Origin of the sequence: Lawsonibacter sp. JLR.KK007 (assembly GCF_036941135.1) — a bacterium.
GTDB lineage: Bacteria > Bacillota > Clostridia > Oscillospirales > Oscillospiraceae > Lawsonibacter.
On record NZ_JAYWSY010000003.1, the window covers coordinates 803,123 to 824,422 of the forward strand.

The window sequence follows — 21,300 nt, forward strand, 5'->3', positions numbered from 1 at the left end:
CGCGAACAAAACCGGCCCCGCCTTTGATGGAAAGGCGGGGCCGGTTTATGTGATCGTTCCCGGGGAGCGTTCCCCGCATCAGGTCAGTCCACACCCAGCTGGGTCCACAGGGTGTTGTACAGATTGAGGGTGGCGGCGGGCAGATTGTGATAGGGCTCACAGCGCGCCAAAACCTCGTCCGGGGCCACCATGATCTCGTAGATCTCAGGGTCCAGCTCCTCTTCATACAGCTCCTCGTAGTAGGCGGGGTACCGCTCCAGGGCCTCCCGGTTGGGGGAGGCGTAGCCGATGTAGTCCATATTGGCCAGGCTGGAGTCGGTGGAGGCGATGAAGTCCATCCACATATGGCCCTCCCTCCGGTGGGGGGCGTCCTGAATCATCAGCATGGAGTCCACAAACCAGTTGGAGCCCTCCTTGGGGATGACAAAGGCGAGATCCTCGTTGTTTTCCAGCATGGAGATATAGTCGCCGGCATAGTAGGTGGCGATGGCGGCATTATTGCCCTCCATCTTCTGAAATACCTCATCGGACACCCGCCCCTGGAACACCTTCCGCCGGCTGGCGTCGGCCACCAGCTCATACGCCTCTCTGATCTGGGCCTCATCGGTGGTGTTCACCGAATAGCCCAGATAGAACAGTGCCTCAGCCAGAGCGTCCCGGGAGTTGTTGATGAGCAGCACGTCCCCGGCGTACTTGTTGTCGTACAGGGCGCTCCAGCTGTCGATCTCCTCCTCCACCATGGCGGTGTTGTAGATGATCCCCAGGGTGCCCCAGGTGTAGGGGACGGTGTACTCGCTGGCGGGGTCAAAGTCCAGATGCAGGAAGCGCTCATCCATCAGGGAAAAGTTGGGGATCAGACTGTAGTCCAGCTTTTCCACCATGCCCTCCTGGATGAAGCGGCCCGCCATATAGTCGGAGCAGACCACCACGTCGTAGTCCGCGCCGCCGCTTTTCAGCAGGGAGTACAGAGCCTCGTTGCTCTCGGCGGTCTGGTAGTTGACCCGGATGCCGGTGGTCTCCTCAAATTGGTCAATCAGGCTCTCGTCGATATACTCCCCCATGCTGCATACGTTGACCACCGGACGGGAACCGGTCTCATGGGCCAGCGCCGTCACGATGAAGACAAAGGCGCAGGCCAGCGCCGCCGCCGTCCCCCGGCGAACCCACCGGAAGCGGGGCTCCGCCGCTTTCTGGCCCAGCCGCTCCAGGGCGGAGGGCTTCCGGGCCGCGCCCAGGCGGTCCCTGGCCTCGGCCCGGACCTCCTTCAGATTGGACAGCACCAGCAGTACCAGCACCGACAGGAACAGCAGGGTGGAAATGGCGTTGATCTCCGGGGTGACCCGCTTCTTGGTCATGCCGTAGATGGTCATGGCCAGGGTGGAGTTGGCCGACCCGGCGGTGAAGTAGGAGATGATAAAGTCGTCGATGGACATGGTGAAGGCGATGAGAGCCCCGGAGACAATGCCCGGCTTGATCTCGGGCAGCATCACCTTCCAGAAGGCCTGCATCCAGGTGCAGCCCAGGTCCTGGGCTGCGTCCATCAGGTTCCGGTCCATCTGCCGCAGCTTGGGAGCCACGTTCAGGATCACGTAGGGGATGTTGAAGGCCACATGGGCCAGCAGCAGCGTCCCAAAGCCCAGCACCAGCCGCTCCGGCAGCTCTACGGCATGCTGGATGCTGTTCAGCCACCGGGCAAAGGTCCCCCAGCCCTGAAAGAAGGCCACAAAGAACAGACACAGGGACACGCCGGTGACGATGTCGGCGTTGACCATAGGGATATTGCCCACGGTGAGCAGGGCCTCCCGCCGCTTGCGGCCCAGGCTGTACAGGCCGATGGCGGCGAAGGTGCCCGCCGTCGTGGCGATAGCGGTAGCCAGCAGGGAGACCAGCAGGGTGATGTACACGCTCTCCATAATGATCCGGTTCTGGAACAGACGGCTGTACCAGTGCAGAGAAAAGCCCTTCCACACGGCGCTGGAGTCCCCGGCGTTGAAGGAAAAGACGATGAGCAGCAGGATGGGCGCGTAGAGAAAGAGGAAGGTCAGGCCGATGAGCAGGCGGCTGCCTGCGCGATTGGGCCGTTTCACAGCATCATCGCCTCCTCCTCACCCTCGCCGAAGCGGTTCATGACCACCATACATACCACCACAATGACCATCATCACCATGGAGATGGCGGCCCCCAGGTGGGGGGCGTAGGCCCCGCCCAGGAACTGCAGCTCGATCAGGTCGCCCAGCATCATCTGGTTGCCGCCCCCCAGCAGGCGGGAGATGGCAAAGGTGGACACCGACGGGACAAACACCATAGTTACCCCGGACAGCACTCCGGGCAGGGACAGAGGCAGGATCACCTTCCGGAACACCCTGGCGGAGTCGGCCCCCAGGTCACGGGCGGCCTCCAGCAGGGAGCCGTCCAGCTTGACGATCACCGAGTAGATGGGCAGGATCATAAAGGGCAGGTAGTTGTACACCATGCCCAGCACCACCGCCCCCGAAGTGCCGATGATGGGGATGTACTCCACCCCCAGCAGGTCCAGCAGGCCGATCATCCGGAAGAACTGATTGATCAGACCGTTGTTCTCCAGGATGGACATCCAGGAGTAGGTCCGCAGGAGAAAATTCATCCACATGGGGAGCATGATCAGCGCCATGGCCACCCGCTGGAAGCCGGGACCCTCGTGGGCCATCCAGTAGGACAGCGGGTAACCGATGAACAGGCAGATCAGCGTGGCAATGATGGCCAGGCGGAAGGAGCGCAGGAACACCGAAGCGTAGGTCCCCATCTCGGAAAAGTTTTCCATGGTGCCCTCAAAGTCCGCCGTGGTAAAGGCGTAGACCACCATGATGAGGATGGGGATGACCACCATCAGCGCCATCCACACCACGTAGGGGACGGCAAACCAGGAGAGCTTATTCTTCATCCCCGCCCTCCTCCTCGTCCAGGGCGTAGCTGGCGTCGCTGATCTCCTCGTACTCCTCGGAGTAGGAGGAGTAGTCACCGAACATGCCGGAATACTCGCTCTTTCGCATGACATGGATGCCGTCGGGGTCGATTTTTATGCCGATGCGGCTGCCCACCGGGGACAGATCGGTGGTCTGGATGAGCCACTTGAAGCCGTAGAAGTCCACAATAATATCATACTGCATCCCCTTGAAGGTGACCGAGGTGACGGTGCCCTTCAGCTGGCCCTGGTCCTCGGGGACGATGTCCACGTCCTCGGGACGGATGACCACGTCCACCGGCTCGTCCTTCCCGAAGCCGCTGTCCAGACACTGGAAGCGGCGGTTAAAGATCTCCACCACCCCGTCGGCCCGCATGACGCCGTCGATGATGTTGGACTCACCGATGAAATCGGCCACGAAGGCGTTTTGGGGTTCGTTGTAGATGTCCTCGGGGGAGCCGATCTGCTGGATGCGGCCGGCGTCCATGACCACCACCGTATCGGACATGGCCAGAGCCTCCTCCTGGTCATGGGTGACGTAGACGAAGGTGATTTCCATCGCCTTCTGGATGCGCTTGAGCTCGTTCTGCATGTCCTTGCGCAGCTTCAGGTCCAGCGCGCCCAGGGGCTCGTCCAGCAGCAGCACCTTGGGCCGGTTCACCAGCGCCCGGGCGATGGCCACCCGCTGCTGCTGGCCGCCGGACAGCTGGGTAGTCCGGCGCTTTTCAAAGCCCCTCAGGTTGACCACCTCCAGCATCTCCATCACCCGCCGGTCGATCTCCTCCTCGGGCAGCTTCACCTTGCTCCCCTTGGCGTCCGTCTTGGGGATGCGCAGGCCAAAGGCGATGTTCTCATACACGTTCAGGTGCGGGAACAGGGCGTACTTCTGGAACACCGTGTTGATGGTCCGTTTGTGGGGCGGGACAGCATTAATCCTCACCCCGTCGAACAAAACATCTCCAGAGGTGGGCGTCTGAAAACCACCGATGATTCTGAGCGTGGTTGTCTTGCCGCACCCGCTGGGTCCGAGCAGTGTGAGGAATTCCTGATCCTGAATGCTTAAATTGATTTTGTCGAGTACCACCTCGTTGTCGAACGCCATGACGCAGTTGGCCAGGCGGATCAACTCCTTGGACATGTATCCTCCCCCATTTCTTTTGTATGTTACTTTGTCAGCTCCCTCGATTTATTCACCGGGCGGCCAGACCGTCCTGGGGGGACGGCGGTACGGTGACCGGCTTTCACGGATAGCGAGATACACTATAGCGGGTTGTGCCCAAAATGTCAATGTTTTTCAGCAAAATTTTTAGGGTTTCCCCCTGCGGAGGCGCGCTCCCGCCCCTTCGTCCCCGCTGTAGCGGAGCCAGGCCCCCTTGTCCAAGGGGATCTGGCTCCGCGCTTGTGAGGTTACTCGATGCGGAAGGCGTAGGTCAGGGACTTTTCCCTGTCGGGGGGCAGGATCACGCAGAAGGGCTTATCCTCGAATTTGCCGCTCTCGTTGTCGTAGGCGGCGCAGCCCTGCCAGGGCTCCAGGCACAGGTAGGGCGCGCCTGGGGTGGTCCAGAAGGCCACCATGGGGAACTCATGGAAGTCCAGGCAGACGCCGCGCCCGGTCTTCCGGTGGACCAGGGAGACCTTTCCGGAGCGCAGCATGGAGAAGATGATGGTGTCCATCTCCTGGAAGGGGCGGTAATCCAGGGGGATGGTCTCGCCTTCGTTCAGCATGGGCCGCCAGCCATCGTGGAGGATCAGGCCCTCGGGGCTGAGCAGATGGCTGTACGCATGTTCCGGCTCCTCAAAGAGCAGCTCGTAATCCTCAAACCGCTCCCCGCTGTGGAGGGGACAGCGGATGGCGGTGTGCCCTCCAATGCAGAAGGGCATGTGGGCGGTCCCGGTATTTTTTACGGTAAAGGTGGTGGAAAAGCCGTCGTCCAGCAGGCGGTGGGTCACCTGCAGGGAGAAGGGGAAGGGGTAGCGGGCCAGGGTCTCCTCGCTTTCCCGCAGCTCCAGGGTGACAAAATCCTCCCCCTGCTCCACCAGGGAAAACTCCGACCTCCGGGCGAAGCCGTGACGGCCCATCTCATAGGCGGTCCCATTGATGTCTACCCGGCCGTCCTTCAACGACCCCACAATAGGGAAGAGGACCGGGTTCTGCCCCGGCCAGAAGGCGGGGTCCCCCTCCCAGATATACTCCAGGCCGCCGCTGTCCCTCAGGGAGACCAGCTCCCCGCCTTTGGTCTGGGCCGTGGCCCGCAGGCCGCCCTTTTTCAGTTCAAATGTCATAACCAGTCTCCTTTCATCAGAATGCGACCTTCAAAAACAGCGCCACGCAGCACAGGATGATGGCGCAGGGGACATAGAAGAACCGTCCCACATTGTACCAGACCGGCCCGGAGGGCTTTTTCGCGCCCCGATTGATCTCCTCCATCAGCTCGTCCCGCTTCATGATCCAGAACCAGGACAGAGCGCCCAGGGTGGCCCCGATGGGGATGATGTAGATGGATACAATGTCCATCCAGGGACCCCACTTAAAGATGGGCTCCATGTTCAGGCCGATGCCCAGGCAGATGACGCACAGCAGGGCCAGCATGGCCTTCCGGTTCAGCTTGGGGAAGCGGTGGAGAAGGGATTCGCCCACCGCCTCGAACATGTTTTGCAGGGAGCTGACCCCGGCGAAGACCATGGCGGTGTACAGGATGACGGCGAACAGCCGGCCCAGGGGGATGTCCTGCAGAATCCGGGGCAGGGTGACGAAGAGGAGGGAGGGCCCGGCCCCCACGTCCAGCCCGTAGGCGAAGCAGGCGGGGATGATGACCAGGGCGGCCACCAGGGCGGCGATGGTGTCGAAGAGGGCGGTCTGCTTGGCCAGGGAGACCACGTCCTCCTCCGGGCTGAGATAGGCCCCGTAGACGATCATGCCGCTGCCTGTGATGGACAGGGAGAAGAAGGCCTGTCCCATGGCCCAGATCCACACCATGGGGTTCAGCAGGTCGGCCCACCGGGGGGTGAACATATACCTGTATCCCTCAATGGCTCCGGGGAGGAAGGCCACCCGGACGGCCAGGATCAGGAAGATGAGGAAGAACAGAGGCATCATCACCTTGTTGGTCCGCTCGATGCTCTTGGCTCCCAGCAGCAGGGTGAGCAGGGTGCCCACCACCACGATCACATGGAAGGGGACCACGGAATAGTCCGCCAGGGAGAAGCCCTCAAACCAGACGGCGGTGTCGGCGGTCATCAGCGAGCCGGTGACCGAGGCGGAAAAAGCCTTCAGCACATAGGCGATGATGACGGCGTAGCCGATGGCGATGCACATGGACCCGGCCAGGGGCAGCCAGCCCAGGGTGGCGCCGGCGGTCCCCAGCTCCCGCCTGCGGCTGGTCCAGGCCATCCGGTAGGAACCCAGGGTGCCGGTGTGGGCCCGGCGGCCCACGGCGTACTCGGCGGACAGGCCCACCGTGCCGAAGAGCAGGATGAAGAACAGGTAGGCCAGCAGAAAGGCTCCGCCGCCGTTGCTCCCCATTTTGGCGGGGAAGCCCCACACGTTGGCCATCCCCACCGCCGAGCCCACCGCTGAGAGCACAAAGCCCCAGCCGCTGGAAAAGTTCCGGTGCTGTTTTCTTGTCTCCATAAAATCTCCTTTTTCCGCGCGGCATACACCACGCCATTCTACACTCCCCTAGTATACTCGAAACGCCGCAAAAAAGCAACGAAGAAATCCGCGCCGGGGTGGTTTCCCGCTGTATAAGCTGCCGGTTGTAAAAAACAGGGGAAAACCGCTTGACAAAGGGCGCGGGCTGTTTTATAATCATCCACGACAACTGAATAGCCTTATCAAGAGCGGTGGAGGGAACGGCCCGATGAAGCCCGGCAACCTGCCTATGTGCAAGGTGCTAAATCCGGCGGTAGTGTATCGAAAGATGAGGGTGCATCCAAACTTAAACGCTCCGCCGTCCGGCGGGGCGCTTTTTCACCCCCAAACAACAGAAAGGAGCACATGATCATGGCAAAACGACTGTTTACATCCGAATCCGTCACGGAGGGGCATCCCGACAAGATCTGCGACCAGATCTCCGACGCGGTGCTGGACGCCATCTATGAGAAGGACCCCATGGCCCGGGTGGCCTGCGAGACAACGGCGACCACCGGCCTGATCCACGTGATGGGGGAGATCACCACCTCCTGCTACGTGGACATCCCCAAGGTGGCCCGTCAGGTGGTGAAGGACATCGGCTATGACCGGGCCAAGTACGGCTTCGACTGCAACACCTGCGCGGTGATCACCTCCATTGACGAGCAGTCCGGCGACATCGCCATGGGCGTGGACAAGTGCCTGGAGGCCAAGGAGGGCGCCCAGAACGACGGCCTGGACAACGGCGCCGGCGACCAGGGCATGATGTTCGGCTACGCCTGCGACGAGACGCCCGAGCGCATGCCCCTGGCCATCTCCCTGGCCCAGAAGCTGGCCATGCAGCTGACCAAGGTCCGCAAGGAGGGCCAGGTGGATTACCTCCGGCCCGACGGCAAGAGCCAGGTCACCGTGGAGTATGACGAGAACAACAAGCCCGTCCGGGTGGACGCGGTGGTGGTCTCCACCCAGCACGGCCCCGAGGCGGAGCTGGACCAGATCCGGAAGGACATGATCGAGCTGGTCATCAAGCCCATCATCCCCGCCCATCTGCTGGATGATGACACCAAGATCTACGTCAACCCCACCGGCCGGTTCGTCATCGGCGGCCCCCAGGGGGATTCCGGCCTCACCGGGCGGAAGATCATCGTGGACACCTACGGCGGCTCCGCCCCCCACGGCGGCGGCGCGTTCTCGGGTAAGGACCCCACCAAGGTGGACCGCTCCGCCGCCTACGCCGCCCGCTGGGTGGCCAAGAACGTGGTGGCCGCCGGGCTGGCTTCCCGCTGCCAGGTGCAGCTGGCCTACGCCATCGGCGTGGCCCGGCCGGTGTCCGTCCGGGTGGATACCTTCGGCACCGGTACCGTCTCCGACGCCAGGCTGGAGGAGGCGGTGGACAAGGTCTTCGACCTGCGCCCCGCCGCCATTATCCGGGACCTGGACCTGCGCAGGCCCATCTACCGGCAGCTGGCCGCCTACGGCCACTTCGGCCGGGAGGACCTGGGCGTGGCCTGGGAGAAGACTGACCGGGTGGACGCGTTGAAGGACGCCCTGCAATAAGATCTGACAGGCTGTCGAAAAGACCAAAAGGCACTTTTTGACAGCCTGATTTTTTATCTTTTTTTGTCTGGACAATGGCGGTGGAGGGGAGTAAAATAGTACCGCTTAAGCAACTTGAACAAAAAAAGCCGGTCATCCGGCAGGGAAAGGAATGAAAATATGGATCAGAATGAAATACTGCGGCGGGTGGACCACACCGTCCTCGCCCCCACCGCTGTCTGGGAGCAGGTGAAGCAGGCCTGCGATGACGGCAAGCGTCTGGGAGTGGCCAGCGTGTGCATTCCGCCCCGTTACGTCAAAAAGGCCAACGACTACGTGGGGAACACCCTGAAGATCTGTACCGTCGTGGGCTTTCCCAACGGCTATTCCACCCCCGAGGTGAAGGTCTTCGAGACCGAGGACGCCATCCGGGACGGGGCGGACGAGATCGACATGGTCATCAACCAGGGCCTGGCCAAGGAGGGCGACTGGGAGGGCCTGCTGGCCGAGATCCGGGCGGTGAAGGCGTCCTGCCAGGGCCGTATCCTGAAGGTCATCATCGAGGCGTGCAGCTTTACCAAGGAGGAAAAGATCTCCCTGTGCCGGGTGGTGTCCATGTCCGGGGCGGACTTCATCAAAACCTCCACCGGCTTCGCCTCCGGCGGGGCCGCCGTGGAGGACGTGAAGCTCCTGCGGGAGCACGTCAGCCCCGACGTGCGGGTGAAGGCCGCCGGCGGCATCCGCACCTTCGAGCAGGCCCAGGCCATGCTGGAGGCCGGAGCGGACCGCATCGGCGCCAGCGCCCTGGTATCGCTGGTTAAATAAAGAAGCAAGGACAGAAAAAGCTCCTCCATCCAAGCGGGATGGAGGAGCTTTTTTGTGGTTATGCGCTGACGAAGTTCATGCCCGTGCCCCGGGTGATGGTCCAGCCCTCCGAGGCGGCGCCGGCCAGGTCCTCATAGTCCTGGTTCTGCAGGGCGGCGGCGGTGTTCTGCTTCCAGATGGGGTCATTGGTGGAGACGTAGTACATGATGTGCCAGCCGTATTCCGACTTGACCAGCTCCACGTCCCCCTCCTTGCGGGCGGGGTCGATGGCCCAGGAGCGGAAGCTCTCCACATAGCTGGAGCTGGCGGTGATGTTGGAGATCAGGCCGCCGCTGCTGGCGGAGCCGCTGTCGTCGCTGTTCTCGGTGACCAGGGCGGTGAAGGACTCCTCCGTCGCCTCCCCGGCCTTCCACTGGGCCAGCAGCTCCTGGGCCTTCTGCTCGGCCTGGTCATACTCCTCCTGAGAGGGCTGGGAGGTGGTGGTGGGCTCCCCAGCCTGCACCAGCAGATGGCGCACGTTGTGGGTCTCCTCCTGATCCAGGCTGCGGTCCTCAAAGCGGACCACGTAGTAGTAATAAGTGGTGTCCGTGCCCTCCTCGATGAGGGTGACATCGCCCGCCTTCCGCTCGCTGTCGAAGAGCCAGTCGCCGTAGGCGAAGTAGGCCAGGTTGGCGTAGGTAGACCGGCTGCCGTCGGAGGAGCCGTAGAGGGTGTCGGCGTACTCTTCAGCCAGACTGGCCGGGTCGCTGCCGGAGTTCAGCTTGGCCTGGACCTCCTCGGCCAGCGCCTTCTGACCGGCCTTCAGCTCCTCCAGCTCGGCGGCCTGCTCCTCATCGGTGCGCTGGATGGCCGCGCCGGTTTCATCGGTGGTGGGCAGGGTGCAGCGGAAGGTGATCTGGGAGTAGGTGATGGTGTCCAGCTGGTCAGCGTGCTCCTGGTAGTAGGTCTGGAAGTCGGCGTCGGAGTGCTGGATGGCCTCGATCTTGGACACGGCGTAGTCGCTGGCCAGGTACTCCATGTTGATGAGGGAGACCAGCCGGTCATAGGTCATGTAGGGACCGAAGCTGGCCTGGATATAGGCGTCCCGGCTGGAGTAGCCGTAGCCGATCCAGGCGGTCTCCAGCTGGGCCAGGGCGGAGTTGAGGCCGGCCTGGGTGTCCTCGGTGAGGGTGTAGCCCTCGGCTTTGGCCTGCTGGGCCAGGGCGGTGTTCCGGGTCAGCTGCTGGACGGCCTGATCCATCAGGTAGTCGTACCAGGTCTGGCCGGTGGCCTCGTCGTAGACCTGCTTCTTCACGGAGGTGTTGGAGTCGAAGCGGTAATACTGGGCGTTTTCGGAGTACATGCTGTTGTAGTAATACTGCAGGTCGGCGGCGGTGTATTTGGTGCCGTTGACGTCCAGAGCGGTCATGCTGCGCTGGAGGACGCCGCTGCGCCAGAACATGGCGGCAATGGCGGCCACCACCACCAAAACGGCTACTACGGTATAGACAGTCATGGAGCGGCGGTCCTTCTGCTCCTCCTGGCGGCGTTTTTCGTCCCGGTCAGCCCTGGTCTGGGCCTTTTTCTCTGCACTCACAGTTGGTTCAGTCCTCTCATTTTCAGTAGTATAGCGGGAAGGCCCCTTGGGCATTTCCGAGACATTATACTAAAAACCGCCCCTGATTGCAATAGGAGGGGCGGATTTTTACACATTGTTTATAAATAGAAAGGACCGCGGCGAGAGGCCGCGGTCAAATTGCTGGGATCACTATGGCTTTTTATACCCCGCTCTGGCCGTGTGGACCCGATTAAAACCTGCACGTGATGGCAGGTGGGTCGCCTCCACGACGTTTATCTGCTTCCAACGTCCAGCTGACCTCATAAGGGGGCCGGGAGGCCTGCAAGCCGCGTCGTGAGGTGGGCGTCCCGTTTCAGAAATGTGGGTTTAAAAGGGCCCATCACGCACCGAGCAGGAATATAAGGTACCCAAAAAGGATCAGGAAAGGCTCTCTGGGGGAGGCGGTCAGCCCTCCTCCTCCTCGTCCTGGAAAAAGCGTTCCATGAACAGCTCGTAGACCTCGTCCAGCTCCTCGTCAGAGTCCAGGGTGGACAGCAGCTCCTCGCCGTCCTCCTGGATGGCCTTCATGATGACCAGGCCGTACTCCTCGTCATCGGCGTCCACGTCCTGGGGTTGGCCGGTGGCCTCGTCCTCCTCCACGGCGGGGAACATGGCGTAGTAGGTGATCCCCTTGTGCTCCAGGGTGTCCACCAGCTCCAGCTCAAAGTCGTTTCCGTCCTCGTCGGTGACGGTGATAAAGTCGGGGCCAAAGTTGTCTTCCATAGCAGCTGCGCCCTCCTGTTTGTTTGTGCCTTTATTTTACCCCGGACGCGGAAAAAATGCAATAGGGGAGAGCAGGTAAATTTTAAGAAACTTTGAAGATTGCGCCCTTCTGCGGATTATGGGTGGACAAGAATGAAAAATCTGGTATAATACTTATGCTGGACCTACTGCAGGCCCGGCCCGGTTAAGCAAACATCCGGACGGAGGCTGTCCGTCCCAAGAAGCCGGAGGGGGAGGGAGCACGCTCCCGGCCGGCTGGAGGTATTTATCGTGTCTGATTACAATGAACACTCCTCGCTGTACGAGAACAGCGACTATCCGTCCCGCCGCCAGGCGCCGTCCCGCCGTTCCTCCGGCGGGGCCCGTCAGGCGCCCACCCCGCCCAAGAAGCGCCGCCGCAGAAAGAAGGGCGGCATCACCGCCGGCCGGGTGATCGGCTGGTTCTTCAAGCTGGTGGGCACCCTGATCCTCATCGGCCTGTGCACCGGCGCGCTCATCGCCTGCTTCGCCTCGGTGTATATCAACGAGGTGATCGTCCCCATCGCCGACGTGAGCCCGGACGACTTCTCCTGGAACGAGGACAGCATCATGTACTACCAGGACAAGACCACCGGGCAGTATGTGGAGATGACCAAGCTGAACAACATCACCAGCTCGGTGTGGGTGGACTACGACGAGATTCCCGAGGACCTGATCAACGCCGCCGTGGCCATTGAGGACAAGCGGTTCTGGACCCACCCCGGGGTGGACTGGCGGCGGACGGCTTATGCAGTATATTCTATGTTTACCGGCAAAGAAATTTCCGGCGGCTCCACCATCACCCAGCAGCTGCTGAAAAACACCACCCAGTACAACGAGACCACCGTCAAGCGGAAGATTACCGAGATCATCCGCGCCCTCCGCTTCACCCAGAACAACTCCAAGGAAGATACCCTGATGTACTACCTGAACGTTATCCCTCTGGGCAGCAAGTACAAGGGGGTGGGTTCCGCCGCCCTGGGCTACTTCGGAAAGCCGGTGTCCGAGCTGACCCTGGCCGAGTGCGCCAGCCTGATCGGCATCACCAACAACCCCTCCAAGTACGGACCCTACTCCTTCAGCCGCTCCCAGGGCTTCAACACCGACGAAATCTGGAGCGCCCGGCAGTGGAACAAGTACCGGCAGGAGGTCATCCTCAACCAGATGCTGGAGCAGCACTATATCACCCGGGAGGAGTATGACGAGGCCGTGGCCCAGGAGCTGGTCTTCGTCAAGGAGCAGGGTGGAAGCAATGACGAGCTGTACTCCTGGTATGAGGAGACCGTCATTTCGGACGTCAAGGAGATCATGGCGGAGCAATACGGCTGGTCCTCCACCATCACCGAGCAGGCCATGCAGCGGGGCGGCCTGCGCATCTACACCTGCTACGACCCCGCCGCCCAGGCCATTGTGGACGAAATCTACACCAACCGGGACAATCTGGACTACACCTCCAAGGACGGCCAGCAGATGCAGTCCACCATCGCCGTCATCGAGAATGATACGGGCAACCTGGTGGCCATCGCCGGTCAGTTCGGGGAGAAGACGGTCCCCTTCGGCAGCAACTACGCCAACGATGGCCACCGCCAGCCCGGCTCCTCCTTCAAGCCCCTGGCGGTCTACTCCCCGGCCCTGGAGTTTAACCTGCTCAACCCCTACTCCGTGCTGGACGACTACCCCTATCAGGTGATGGGGGGCAAGGCCTGGCCCCTGAACTCGGGCACCACCACCTACCGGGGCCACCTGACCATGCGGGAGGCCCTGATGCGCTCGCTGAACACGGTGGCGGTGCGGATCATGCTGGACTACGTCACCCCCGAGGAGAGCTTCAAGTTTGTCCAGGACCGCTACCACATCGACCTGGAGGAGGGGCGCATGGTCAAGGGGGAGTGGAAGACTGACATGACCTCCTCCCTGGCTATGGGCGGCCTTACCGACGGCACCAACGTCCGGGATATGGCGGAGGCCTACTCCGTCTTCCCCAACAACGGCGTGTATCAGGGCTCCCGCACCGTGCTGAGGATCACCCAGCTGGTGGACGGCCAGGAGGTCCTCCTGGTGGACAACGAGCTGGAGCAGGAGGAGGTCATCAAGCAGACCACCGCCTGGTATATGAACGACATGATGCAGCACGTGTTCGACGCCGCCGGCACCGCCTACGGCCTGGGCATCAAGGGCCAGCACGCCGCCGGCAAGACGGGCACCACCAGCGAGAACTTTGACCGCTGGTTCGCCGGTTACACCCCCTACTACACCGCCGTGGTCTGGGTGGGCTATGAGAACCCCTACAAGATGAGCCTGGCGGGCAAAAACCCCGCCGCCGTGCTGTGGAACAAGGTGATGGTCCCCCTCCACGAGGGGCTGGAGGACCGGACCTACGACGATCCCGGCGGACGGCGCACCATCAACTACTGCATGGACAGCGGCTATCTGGCCACCGAATACTGCTCCATGGACCCCCGGGGCAGCCGGGTGGCCTCGGGCAGCATTTTCCCGGAGAGCTTCCCCGAGGGAGTGCCCTGTCCCTACCACACCGCCGAGTCGGTGCTCACCATCTGCGTGGACTGCCCCGTCCTCAAGGACGACGGCTCCCAGACCGGCCTGTACTACCAGGCTGGGGAGTTCTGCCCGGAGGAGAGCAAGCGGGAGATCTGCCTGCCCAACTTTGGCCGGGAGCAGGTGGGCGCCGCCGTGGCCAACGACGCCATCTGGGACTACGCCGCCGCCTCGGGCTACGGTGGCTGCACCGTCCACACCAGCGCGCCTGTGGAGGACCCCATCGATCCCGCCGTCGACCCCAACAATCCATTCTTTCCCAACGTCCCCATCCCTGGCGGGACTGCGACTGAGCCGGGCGGTACGACGGACCCCAGCACAGTGACCCAGCCCGATCCACCGGACGTTCCCATCAACCCGCTGCCCCCTTCGGAGAATATGGCCGGATAGGAGGAGCGCCTGTTTCAGCGCCGCGGACAGCCGTCCGCGGCGCTGTTGTCTGCGGAGGCTGTGGAAAGTGACAAAAGAAGGCCGTTTTTTCCGGGAAAAGTTCCACAATAAAAATGGCGATTTGGTGTTGCGGGCGGGGAGCGGATATGATAAAATGGACCACGCTTCAGAAACAAATGACCGCGCAACATGGACAACATCCCCGCGCAGACTGGAGGAAGCTGATGAGCGAGCCAGCAAAGTATTTTATCGTAGAGGCCCGGGCCATGCCGGAGATCTTCCGGAAGGTGGCCGAGGCCAAGCGCCTGCTGGAGACAGGAGAGGAGAAGACCGTCAATGCCGCCGCCCAGGCGGTGGAGATCAGCCGCAGCGCCTTTTATAAGTACAAGGACGCGGTGCGGCCCTTCAACGACATGCTCCACGGCCGCATCGTCACCTTTCAGGTGCTGCTGAAGGACGAACCGGGGGCGCTGTCCGGGGCGCTGAACGTGCTGGCGGGCACCGGGGTGAATATCCTCACCATCAACCAGAGCATCCCGGTGAACGGCTGCGCCGTGGTCACCATGACGGCGGAGACCTCCGCCCTGCGGGACTCCCTGGAGGACGTGCTGGACCATCTGTCGGCCGGGCCAGGGGTCATCAAGTGCGAGATTCTGGCGGGGTAGCATAAAAGCCTCCTTTGGAAGCGGAGGCGTCATCCGTTTCGCGGATGACGGAGGGAGTTCCCCGGCCGAACCCCAGCTGTCTCTTGGCCCCCACCGCCCTGGGGGGAAACGAACAACATTTAGGATAAGGAGAAAAAAGAATGGTTAACGTAGCGATTTTGGGCTTTGGCACCGTGGGGTCCGGCGTGGCCGAGGTGCTCACTACCAACGGCGGGCTCATCGACCACCGGGTGGACGACCTGGTGCGGCTGAAATATATTGTGGACGTGCGGGACTTTCCGGACAGCCCCTACAAGGACCTGTTTGTAAAGGACTTCGCCGTTCTGGAGAACGATCCGGAGCTGGACATCGTGGTGGAGACCATTGGAGGGGCCACCATCGCTCTGGACTTCACCACCCGGGCGCTGAAGGCGGGCAAGAGCGTGGTCACCTCCAACAAGGAGCTGGTGGCCACCCACGGCTATGAGCTGCTCCAGCTGGCCCGGGAGCACGGGTGCAGCTACCTGTTCGAAGCCAGCGTGGGCGGAGGCATCCCCATCCTGCGGCCCCTGACCTCCTGTCTGGCTGCCAACGAGCTGGAGCAGGTCACCGGTATCCTCAACGGCACCACCAACTATATCCTCACCCGCATGATCAAGGCGGGCCTCACCTTCGATCAGGCCCTGGCCGAGGCCCAGGCCAACGGCTACGCCGAAAAGGACCCCACCGCCGACGTGGACGGCCACGACGCCTGCCGGAAGATCTGCATCCTGGCCGCTCTGGCCTTCGGACGGCACGTCTACCCCGATCAGGTGCCCACCCAGGGCATCCGGGGGGTCGCCCTGGAGGACGTGGCCTACGCCGACTCGGTGGGCTGTAAGATCAAGCTGCTGGGCCGGGCCATCCGCCAGCCCGAGGGGAAGGTGTGCGCCTTTGTGGCCCCCCATCTGGTGCCGGGGGAAAATCCCCTGTCCGGTGTGGAGGACGTGTTCAACGCCATCGCCGTCACCGGCAACGCCATCGGTGATGTGATGTTCTACGGCCGGGGGGCGGGCAAGCTGCCCACCGCCTCTGCCGTGGTGGCCGACGTGATCGACATCGCCAAGGACCTGAAGAGGGACCGGCACAACGGCTGGGAGGAGGGCGCCCCCGATCTGGTGGTGTCCACAGACGGGCTGAGGTCCGCCTGGTACGTCCGGGTGCAGGCTTCGGTGGAGCAGGCCCGCAGCCGCTGCGGCGACATCCAGCTGCTGGCCCGCAGCGGAGCGCCCGCCGGTGAGGCAGCCTTCCTCACCGCGCCCATGACCGAGCCCGAAATCCGGGAGAAGCTGGCCGGACTGGATGCGGGTTCCCTGTTCCGGGTGCTGGCCTGAGGCGGTCCAGCCGCATAGGATGGTGGGGAGCTGCGGCTCTCCGGTCCTCATGATCAACTTGAACCTTTAGGGGGAAGCACATAATATGGCATTGATTGTACAAAAATTCGGCGGAAGCTCGGTGGCCGACGCCGATAAGATCCGCAATGTGGCCCGGATCGTCACCGAGACCTACCGCATGGGCCACAGTGTGGTGGTGGTCCTGTCCGCCCAGGGGGACACCACCGACGACCTGATCGAGAAGGCCCGGGAAATCCACCCCGGCGCCTCCAAGCGGGAAATGGATATGCTGCTGGCCACCGGCGAGCAGATCTCCATCTCCCTGTGCGCCATGGCCATCGAGCGCATGGGCTACCAGGCCATCTCCCTCACCGGCTGGCAGGCGGGGATGCTCACCGACTCGGCCTACTCCAACGCCCGCATCAAGCGGGTGCGCACCGAGCGCATCCAGAAGGAGCTGGACAAGAAGAAGATCGTGCTGGTGGCCGGCTTCCAGGGCATCAACAAGTACGACGATATCACCACTCTGGGCCGGGGCGGGTCCGACACCTCCGCCGTGGCCCTGGCCACCGCCCTCCACGCCGACCTGTGCCAGATCTACACCGACGTGGACGGCGTGTATACCGCCGATCCCCGGGTCGTCACAGGGGCCCGGAAGATCGATGAGATCACCTACGACGAGATGCTGGAGCTGGCCAGTCTGGGGGCCCAGGTGCTCCACAACCGGTCTGTGGAGATGGCCAAGCGGTACAACGTCAATCTGGAGGTGCTGTCCAGCTTCAGCGGAAAGCCCGGTACGAAAGTGAAGGAGGTCGTCAAGACTATGGAAAAAACGCATGTCAGCGGGGTGGCCAAGGACAAAAATGTGGCCCGCATCGCTCTGGTGGAGCTGGAGGATCAGCCCGGCATCGCCTTTAAGATCTTTTCTCTGCTGGCCAAGAAGAACATCAATGTGGACATCATCCTCCAGTCCATTGGCCGGGACAGCAGCAAGGACATCAGCTTTACCGTGGCCCGGAGCGACGCCCAGGCGGCCAGGGAGCTGATGGAGGAGAACCGGGATATCATCGGGTTCAAATCGGTGGAGGTCAACGAGCAGGTGGCCAAGGTGTCCATCGTGGGCGCCGGCATGGCCAACAACGCCGGCGTGGCCTGCAAGATGTTCGAGGCGCTGTTCTCCGCCGGCATCAACATCAACATGATTTCCACCAGCGAGATCAAGGTGTCCGTCCTGGTGGACGAGCGGGATACCGAGCGGGCTGTCCAGGCCATCCACGACCGCTTCTTCAGCGAGTTCGGCAACGCATAAACGAACAAGAGGGACGGCAAAACACCGTCCCTCTTGATTTTTCCTAATTGCGGGAGTATACTTGTCGCTAAGCAGGAAAGCGGCATTTGCTCAAGCGGTAAGCTTGTTGGAGATTGACCGCTCTCTTGCCCGCCATTATAAACAAGCCCGCCGGCGCTCTGTCAGGCCGGACCAGGAGGAACTGCTTATGCGACTGTTTGATACCCACGCCCATTACGACTCCGGGGCCTTCCGCGCCGACCGGCTGGAGGTGCTGGCCTCCATGCCCGGGCGGGGGGTGGAGTTGATCCTCAACCCCGGCTGTGAGCTGGAGAGCTCCAAAACGGCGGTGGAGCTGGCGGAGCGGTTTTCCCATGTCTACGCCGCCGTCGGGGTCCACCCCTCCGACTGCGGCCCCTGGGAGGACAGCTGGCTGGATACGCTCCGCGCCCTGGCCGTCCATCCCAAGGTGCGGGCCGTCGGGGAGATCGGCCTGGACTACTACTGGAAGGAAAACCCGCCCCGCGATTTCCAGCAGAAGGTGTTCCACGCCCAGCTGGAGCTGGCGGAGGAGCTGGGTCTGCCCGTGATCGTCCACGACCGGGAGGCCCACCGGGACTGCCTGGAGGTGGTTAAGGCCCACCCCAACGTCACCGGGGTGTACCACTGCTACTCCGGCAGCCTGGAGGACGCCAAGACCCTGGAGAAGCTGGGCTGGATGCTGTCCTTCACCGGGGTGGTCACCTATAAGAACGCCCGGAAGGCTCTGGAGGTTATCGACTGGCTGCCCATGGACCGGATCATGATCGAGACCGACTCCCCCTACCTGACTCCGGAGCCCTTCCGGGGCCAGCGCAACGACTCGGGCAAGGTGTACCGGGTGGCAGAGACCATCGCCCAGGTGAAGGGGATCACGCCGGAGGAGGCCGCAGAGCGGACCTGGGAAAACGGAGTCCGATTTTTTGGAATTGAGGAGAAGCTGCTATGACTATTACCTATGAATATGAGGATGCGCTGTACGTCAACCTGACCAACAAGTGTAATTGCGCCTGCGAGTTCTGCCTGCGCCAGGGCAAGGCCCAGGGGTCCATCTACACCGAGGACTCCCTGTGGCTGGAGCGGGAGCCCACCCGCCAGGAGGCTCTGGACAGCTTCCTCAGCCGGGACGTGTGCTCCTACCGGGAGATTGTCTTCTGCGGCTACGGCGAGCCTACCTACCGCTTGGACGACCTGCTGTGGCTGGTGGACCGGCTGAAGGAGAAGTTCGGGGACAAGCTGCCCCCGGTGCGCATCAATACCAACGGCCATGCCAATCTGATCAACGGCCGGGACGTGTGTCCGGAGCTGAAGGGACGGATCGATACCCTGTCCATCTCCCTGAACAACGACAACGCCGCCGACTATGCGGCCCTGTGCCACCCCGTCCAGGGGGAGGCGGCCTACCAGGCCATGCTGGACTTTGCCAAGGAGTCCGCCGCCTTCGTCCCCAACGTGGTGATGACCATCGTGGACAAGGACAAGACGGCGGAGGAGATCGAGCACTGCAAACAAATTGCCGCCAGTCTGGGCGTGAAGCTGCGCATCCGAAGCTTTATTGACTCTTAAAAAGACCGCCGCCCAGCCGGGCGGCGGTTTTCTTATGCCTTTTGGAGCTGGTAGAGCATCTGCACGGTCTCCTCCCGGGTGGTGAAGGCGCGGTATCGGTAGCTGCCATCTCCGTCCCCGGCCACGATACCCTGCTCCTGGGCCCACTCCCGGGCGGGAGCGGACCAGCTGCTGGCCTCCAGCTGAGCCCGCTGGGCCAGCCAGTTCTCCATCAGCTCGTTGAAACGTTCCTGTGTCATGCCGTCCTCCTCGCTGTCCCCGTCCTTGACCGCCTGGGCCACGTCCTGGCGAAACTGGTCCATGGTCACCCCGTGCTTGGGCCACCACTGCAGCACATCGCCGTGGTTGCTGGCCACGCCCAGATCATAGCCCTCCGCGTGGCAGATGACGACGCCGGGGGCCAGCGGGTCCAGACTGAACTGCCTGCACAGCATGGCGGTCAGTTGGACGGCGTTTTGGTAGAGATCGTCGAAATAGGGCTGGTTGGCCTCTGCATCGTAGCCAACCATAGCGCCGCCCTGGTAGGTGTGTCCCGCCGGCTCACAGCACTCAAAGGAGATATGGGTGTTGTTGGCGCTGCGGCCGCTGGCGCCCGTTCCGGCGTGCCAGCCCCGCATGGTCCAGGGCAGGGTCTGGATGATCTGCTCCCGGCCAACGAAGGCGTGGACGCATTTGGCCACATCGGGCTGGTTCCAGCGGGTGACAAAGACCTGGGGATCGGGCTGGGCCACCCCGGTGGAGTGGACCATGATCCCCTGGGGGACGATGGTCCGCCCAGCCTGATAGCAGTCGTTTTCGGTGAGGAATTGTTGTTCGAGTTCCATATAGAAAGCGCCTCCTCCCTCCAGCTTATGCGGGGGGGAGGCGCTTTGCTATATCTCGATGGTGCTGGCGTCCCGGATGTGGCTCTGGGAGTAGAGGATGATGCTGTCCCCTTCCTTGAGCATCAGGTCGCCGTTGGGGATGAGGAGGCTGCCCTTCCGCCGCACCATGACGATGATGGTCTGCCGGGAGATGTCCAGGTCCCGGATGCGCTGGCCGTTCCAGGGGTTCTGGCTGCGCAGCACCATCTCCTTCAGGTCGATGTGCCGGTCGTTCCCCAGGGACCTGGCCCCCAGCACCAGAGTGTCGTCAGGGAACAGCTCCACATCCCCCCGGGGGACGATGATCTGCCGCTCCCGCTGGATGGCGGCCACGATGATGCCGGCCGGCAGGCCAAGGGACTGGATGGTCTGCCCCGCCCAGGGGTCCCGCTTGGACAGGGTCACTTTGATGAAGTCGATATCGGTCTCGTTGGCGTACTCGCTGAGCCGCTTGATGCGGGAATACTGGTCCACAAAGCCGGCGGAGATGATGCCGGTGGGGATGGCCACCATGCCCACCCCCAAAAAGGCGATGCAGATGCCAAAGAGCTTGCCCATGGTGGTGATGGGGTAGATGTCCCCGTAGCCCACGGTGAGCAGGGTGGACATGGACCACCAGATGCCGGAGAAGGCGTTGGTGAACACATCGGGCTGGGCCTCGTGCTCCAGGCTGTACATGCACAGGCTGGAGGCCAGCATGAGGATCAGGATGATAAAGACGGAGGACAGCAGCTGCTGCCGCTTGCTGGCGACGACCTGGGTGATAACGTTGAGGGAGTCGTAGTAGGCGTTGATGCGGAACAGGCGGAAAATGCGGACCACCCGGAACATGCGGAAGGCCACCGCCCCCGCCGGAAAAAACACCGGCAGGTAGTAGGGGAGGAAGGAGAACAGGTCCACCAGCCCGCTGAAGGACAGGGCGTATTTCAGCGCCGCCCTGGGCTCGGACAGCTTGCGGTAGAGGGCCGGGGCCGTCCACAGGCGCAGGCAGTAGTCCACCGTGAAAAAGGCCACGGTGATGCTCTCCACCGAGAGCAGGAGCGGGCCGTACTGTCCCTGCAGCTCCTCAAAGGTGTACAGGATGCTGGCAGTCAGGTTGATGAAAATGGCCAGAGCGTTGACCAGGTCGTACAGGCGGCTGGGCCAGTCCTGATCGTAGCCCACCTCAATGATCTCGCTGACCCGCGTCCGCCGGGCCATCCAGGTGTTTTTGTCCGCCATAGCAGCCTCCCAAGGTTTAAAGTTCCATACGGTCTATTATAAGCGCATGCGTTGGGAATTGCAATCCAAAAACGGGAGCTCCGTCTCCG

Annotated in this window: 17 protein-coding genes, 1 other RNA gene and 1 riboswitch; of the genes, 8 read left to right on the forward strand and 10 right to left on the reverse strand. The window is 62.4% G+C overall.

Annotated features, from left to right (window positions below; all coding sequences use genetic code 11):
- Positions 1-83 precede the first annotated feature (83 nt).
- The 5 genes from VV088_RS22090 to VV088_RS22110 all read right to left on the reverse strand — a co-directional run bounded on the left by VV088_RS22090 (position 84) and on the right by VV088_RS22110 (position 6,572).
- Positions 84-2,087, reverse strand: a complete 2,004-nt coding sequence (locus VV088_RS22090) for an extracellular solute-binding protein (RefSeq protein ID WP_334602809.1) — start codon at positions 2,085-2,087, stop codon at positions 84-86.
- Complete coding sequence (locus VV088_RS22095; RefSeq protein WP_334602810.1) at positions 2,084-2,920, reverse strand: ABC transporter permease; 837 nt, start codon at positions 2,918-2,920, stop codon at positions 2,084-2,086. Before VV088_RS22095 ends, VV088_RS22090 begins: the two co-directional genes overlap by 4 nt.
- Positions 2,910-4,079 (reverse strand): ABC transporter ATP-binding protein, encoded by a 1,170-nt coding sequence (locus VV088_RS22100; protein WP_334602811.1) that lies wholly within the window; start codon positions 4,077-4,079, stop codon positions 2,910-2,912. Before VV088_RS22100 ends, VV088_RS22095 begins: the two co-directional genes overlap by 11 nt.
- Positions 4,080-4,348: 269 nt before the next feature.
- Entirely contained in the window at positions 4,349-5,224 is an 876-nt protein-coding gene (locus VV088_RS22105; protein WP_334602812.1) for an aldose 1-epimerase family protein, read from the reverse strand.
- A gap of 16 nt (positions 5,225-5,240) precedes the next feature.
- The gene (locus VV088_RS22110; RefSeq protein ID WP_334602813.1) at positions 5,241-6,572 is read right to left on the reverse strand and encodes a sodium-dependent transporter; all 1,332 of its coding nucleotides are present in this window, start codon (positions 6,570-6,572) and stop codon (positions 5,241-5,243) included.
- A gap of 197 nt (positions 6,573-6,769) precedes the next feature.
- A riboswitch (SAM riboswitch) is annotated at positions 6,770-6,868 on the forward strand.
- Positions 6,869-6,944: 76 nt separating this feature from the next.
- Here VV088_RS22110 and metK point away from each other — a divergent pair.
- A complete protein-coding gene (metK, locus tag VV088_RS22115; RefSeq protein WP_334602814.1) occupies positions 6,945-8,129 on the forward strand; it encodes a methionine adenosyltransferase in 1,185 nt (394 codons plus the stop codon).
- 159 nt (positions 8,130-8,288) lie between these two features.
- Positions 8,289-8,933 carry a deoxyribose-phosphate aldolase gene (gene deoC, locus VV088_RS22120; RefSeq protein WP_334602815.1) on the forward strand — a complete coding sequence of 215 codons (645 nt, stop codon included), beginning with the start codon at positions 8,289-8,291 and terminating at the stop codon, positions 8,931-8,933.
- A 58-nt stretch (positions 8,934-8,991) separates the two neighbouring features.
- On the opposite strand, the gene VV088_RS22125 is transcribed toward deoC, so the two are convergent.
- The 3 genes from VV088_RS22125 to VV088_RS22135 all read right to left on the reverse strand — a co-directional run bounded on the left by VV088_RS22125 (position 8,992) and on the right by VV088_RS22135 (position 11,253).
- On the reverse strand, positions 8,992-10,509 hold the full coding sequence (locus VV088_RS22125) for a peptidylprolyl isomerase (RefSeq protein WP_334602816.1): 1,518 nt from the start codon (positions 10,507-10,509) through the stop codon (positions 8,992-8,994).
- A 181-nt stretch (positions 10,510-10,690) separates the two neighbouring features.
- Positions 10,691-10,891: non-coding RNA, 6S RNA (gene ssrS, locus VV088_RS22130), on the reverse strand.
- 44 nt (positions 10,892-10,935) lie between these two features.
- Positions 10,936-11,253, reverse strand: coding sequence for a DUF1292 domain-containing protein (locus VV088_RS22135; RefSeq protein WP_334602817.1), 318 nt, complete (start codon positions 11,251-11,253; stop codon positions 10,936-10,938).
- Positions 11,254-11,523: 270 nt separating this feature from the next.
- Between VV088_RS22135 and VV088_RS22140 the strand changes: the two genes are divergently transcribed.
- From VV088_RS22140 to VV088_RS22165, 6 genes are all read left to right on the forward strand, one after another.
- Positions 11,524-14,217 (forward strand): transglycosylase domain-containing protein, encoded by a 2,694-nt coding sequence (locus VV088_RS22140; RefSeq protein ID WP_334602818.1) that lies wholly within the window; start codon positions 11,524-11,526, stop codon positions 14,215-14,217.
- A gap of 224 nt (positions 14,218-14,441) precedes the next feature.
- Positions 14,442-14,882 (forward strand): ACT domain-containing protein, encoded by a 441-nt coding sequence (locus tag VV088_RS22145; protein ID WP_334602819.1) that lies wholly within the window; start codon positions 14,442-14,444, stop codon positions 14,880-14,882.
- A gap of 140 nt (positions 14,883-15,022) precedes the next feature.
- Positions 15,023-16,234 carry a homoserine dehydrogenase gene (locus VV088_RS22150; protein WP_334602820.1) on the forward strand — a complete coding sequence of 404 codons (1,212 nt, stop codon included), beginning with the start codon at positions 15,023-15,025 and terminating at the stop codon, positions 16,232-16,234.
- Between the two features lie 85 nt (positions 16,235-16,319).
- Positions 16,320-17,543: an aspartate kinase gene (locus VV088_RS22155; RefSeq protein WP_334602821.1), complete on the forward strand. Its 1,224-nt coding sequence runs from the start codon at positions 16,320-16,322 to the stop codon at positions 17,541-17,543.
- Positions 17,544-17,730: 187 nt separating this feature from the next.
- Positions 17,731-18,510 (forward strand): TatD family hydrolase, encoded by a 780-nt coding sequence (locus VV088_RS22160; protein WP_334602822.1) that lies wholly within the window; start codon positions 17,731-17,733, stop codon positions 18,508-18,510.
- Complete coding sequence (locus tag VV088_RS22165; protein ID WP_334602823.1) at positions 18,507-19,127, forward strand: TatD family nuclease-associated radical SAM protein; 621 nt, start codon at positions 18,507-18,509, stop codon at positions 19,125-19,127. The genes VV088_RS22160 and VV088_RS22165 overlap by 4 nt, the downstream gene beginning before the upstream one ends.
- A gap of 32 nt (positions 19,128-19,159) precedes the next feature.
- Here VV088_RS22165 and VV088_RS22170 read toward each other — a convergent pair whose 3' ends face one another.
- Together VV088_RS22170 and VV088_RS22175 are read right to left on the reverse strand one after the other, a co-directional pair.
- A complete protein-coding gene (locus VV088_RS22170) occupies positions 19,160-19,951 on the reverse strand; it encodes a peptidoglycan recognition protein family protein (protein WP_334602824.1) in 792 nt (263 codons plus the stop codon).
- A 48-nt stretch (positions 19,952-19,999) separates the two neighbouring features.
- Positions 20,000-21,211, reverse strand: coding sequence for an ion transporter (locus VV088_RS22175; RefSeq protein WP_334602825.1), 1,212 nt, complete (start codon positions 21,209-21,211; stop codon positions 20,000-20,002).
- Positions 21,212-21,300: the final 89 nt, after the last annotated feature.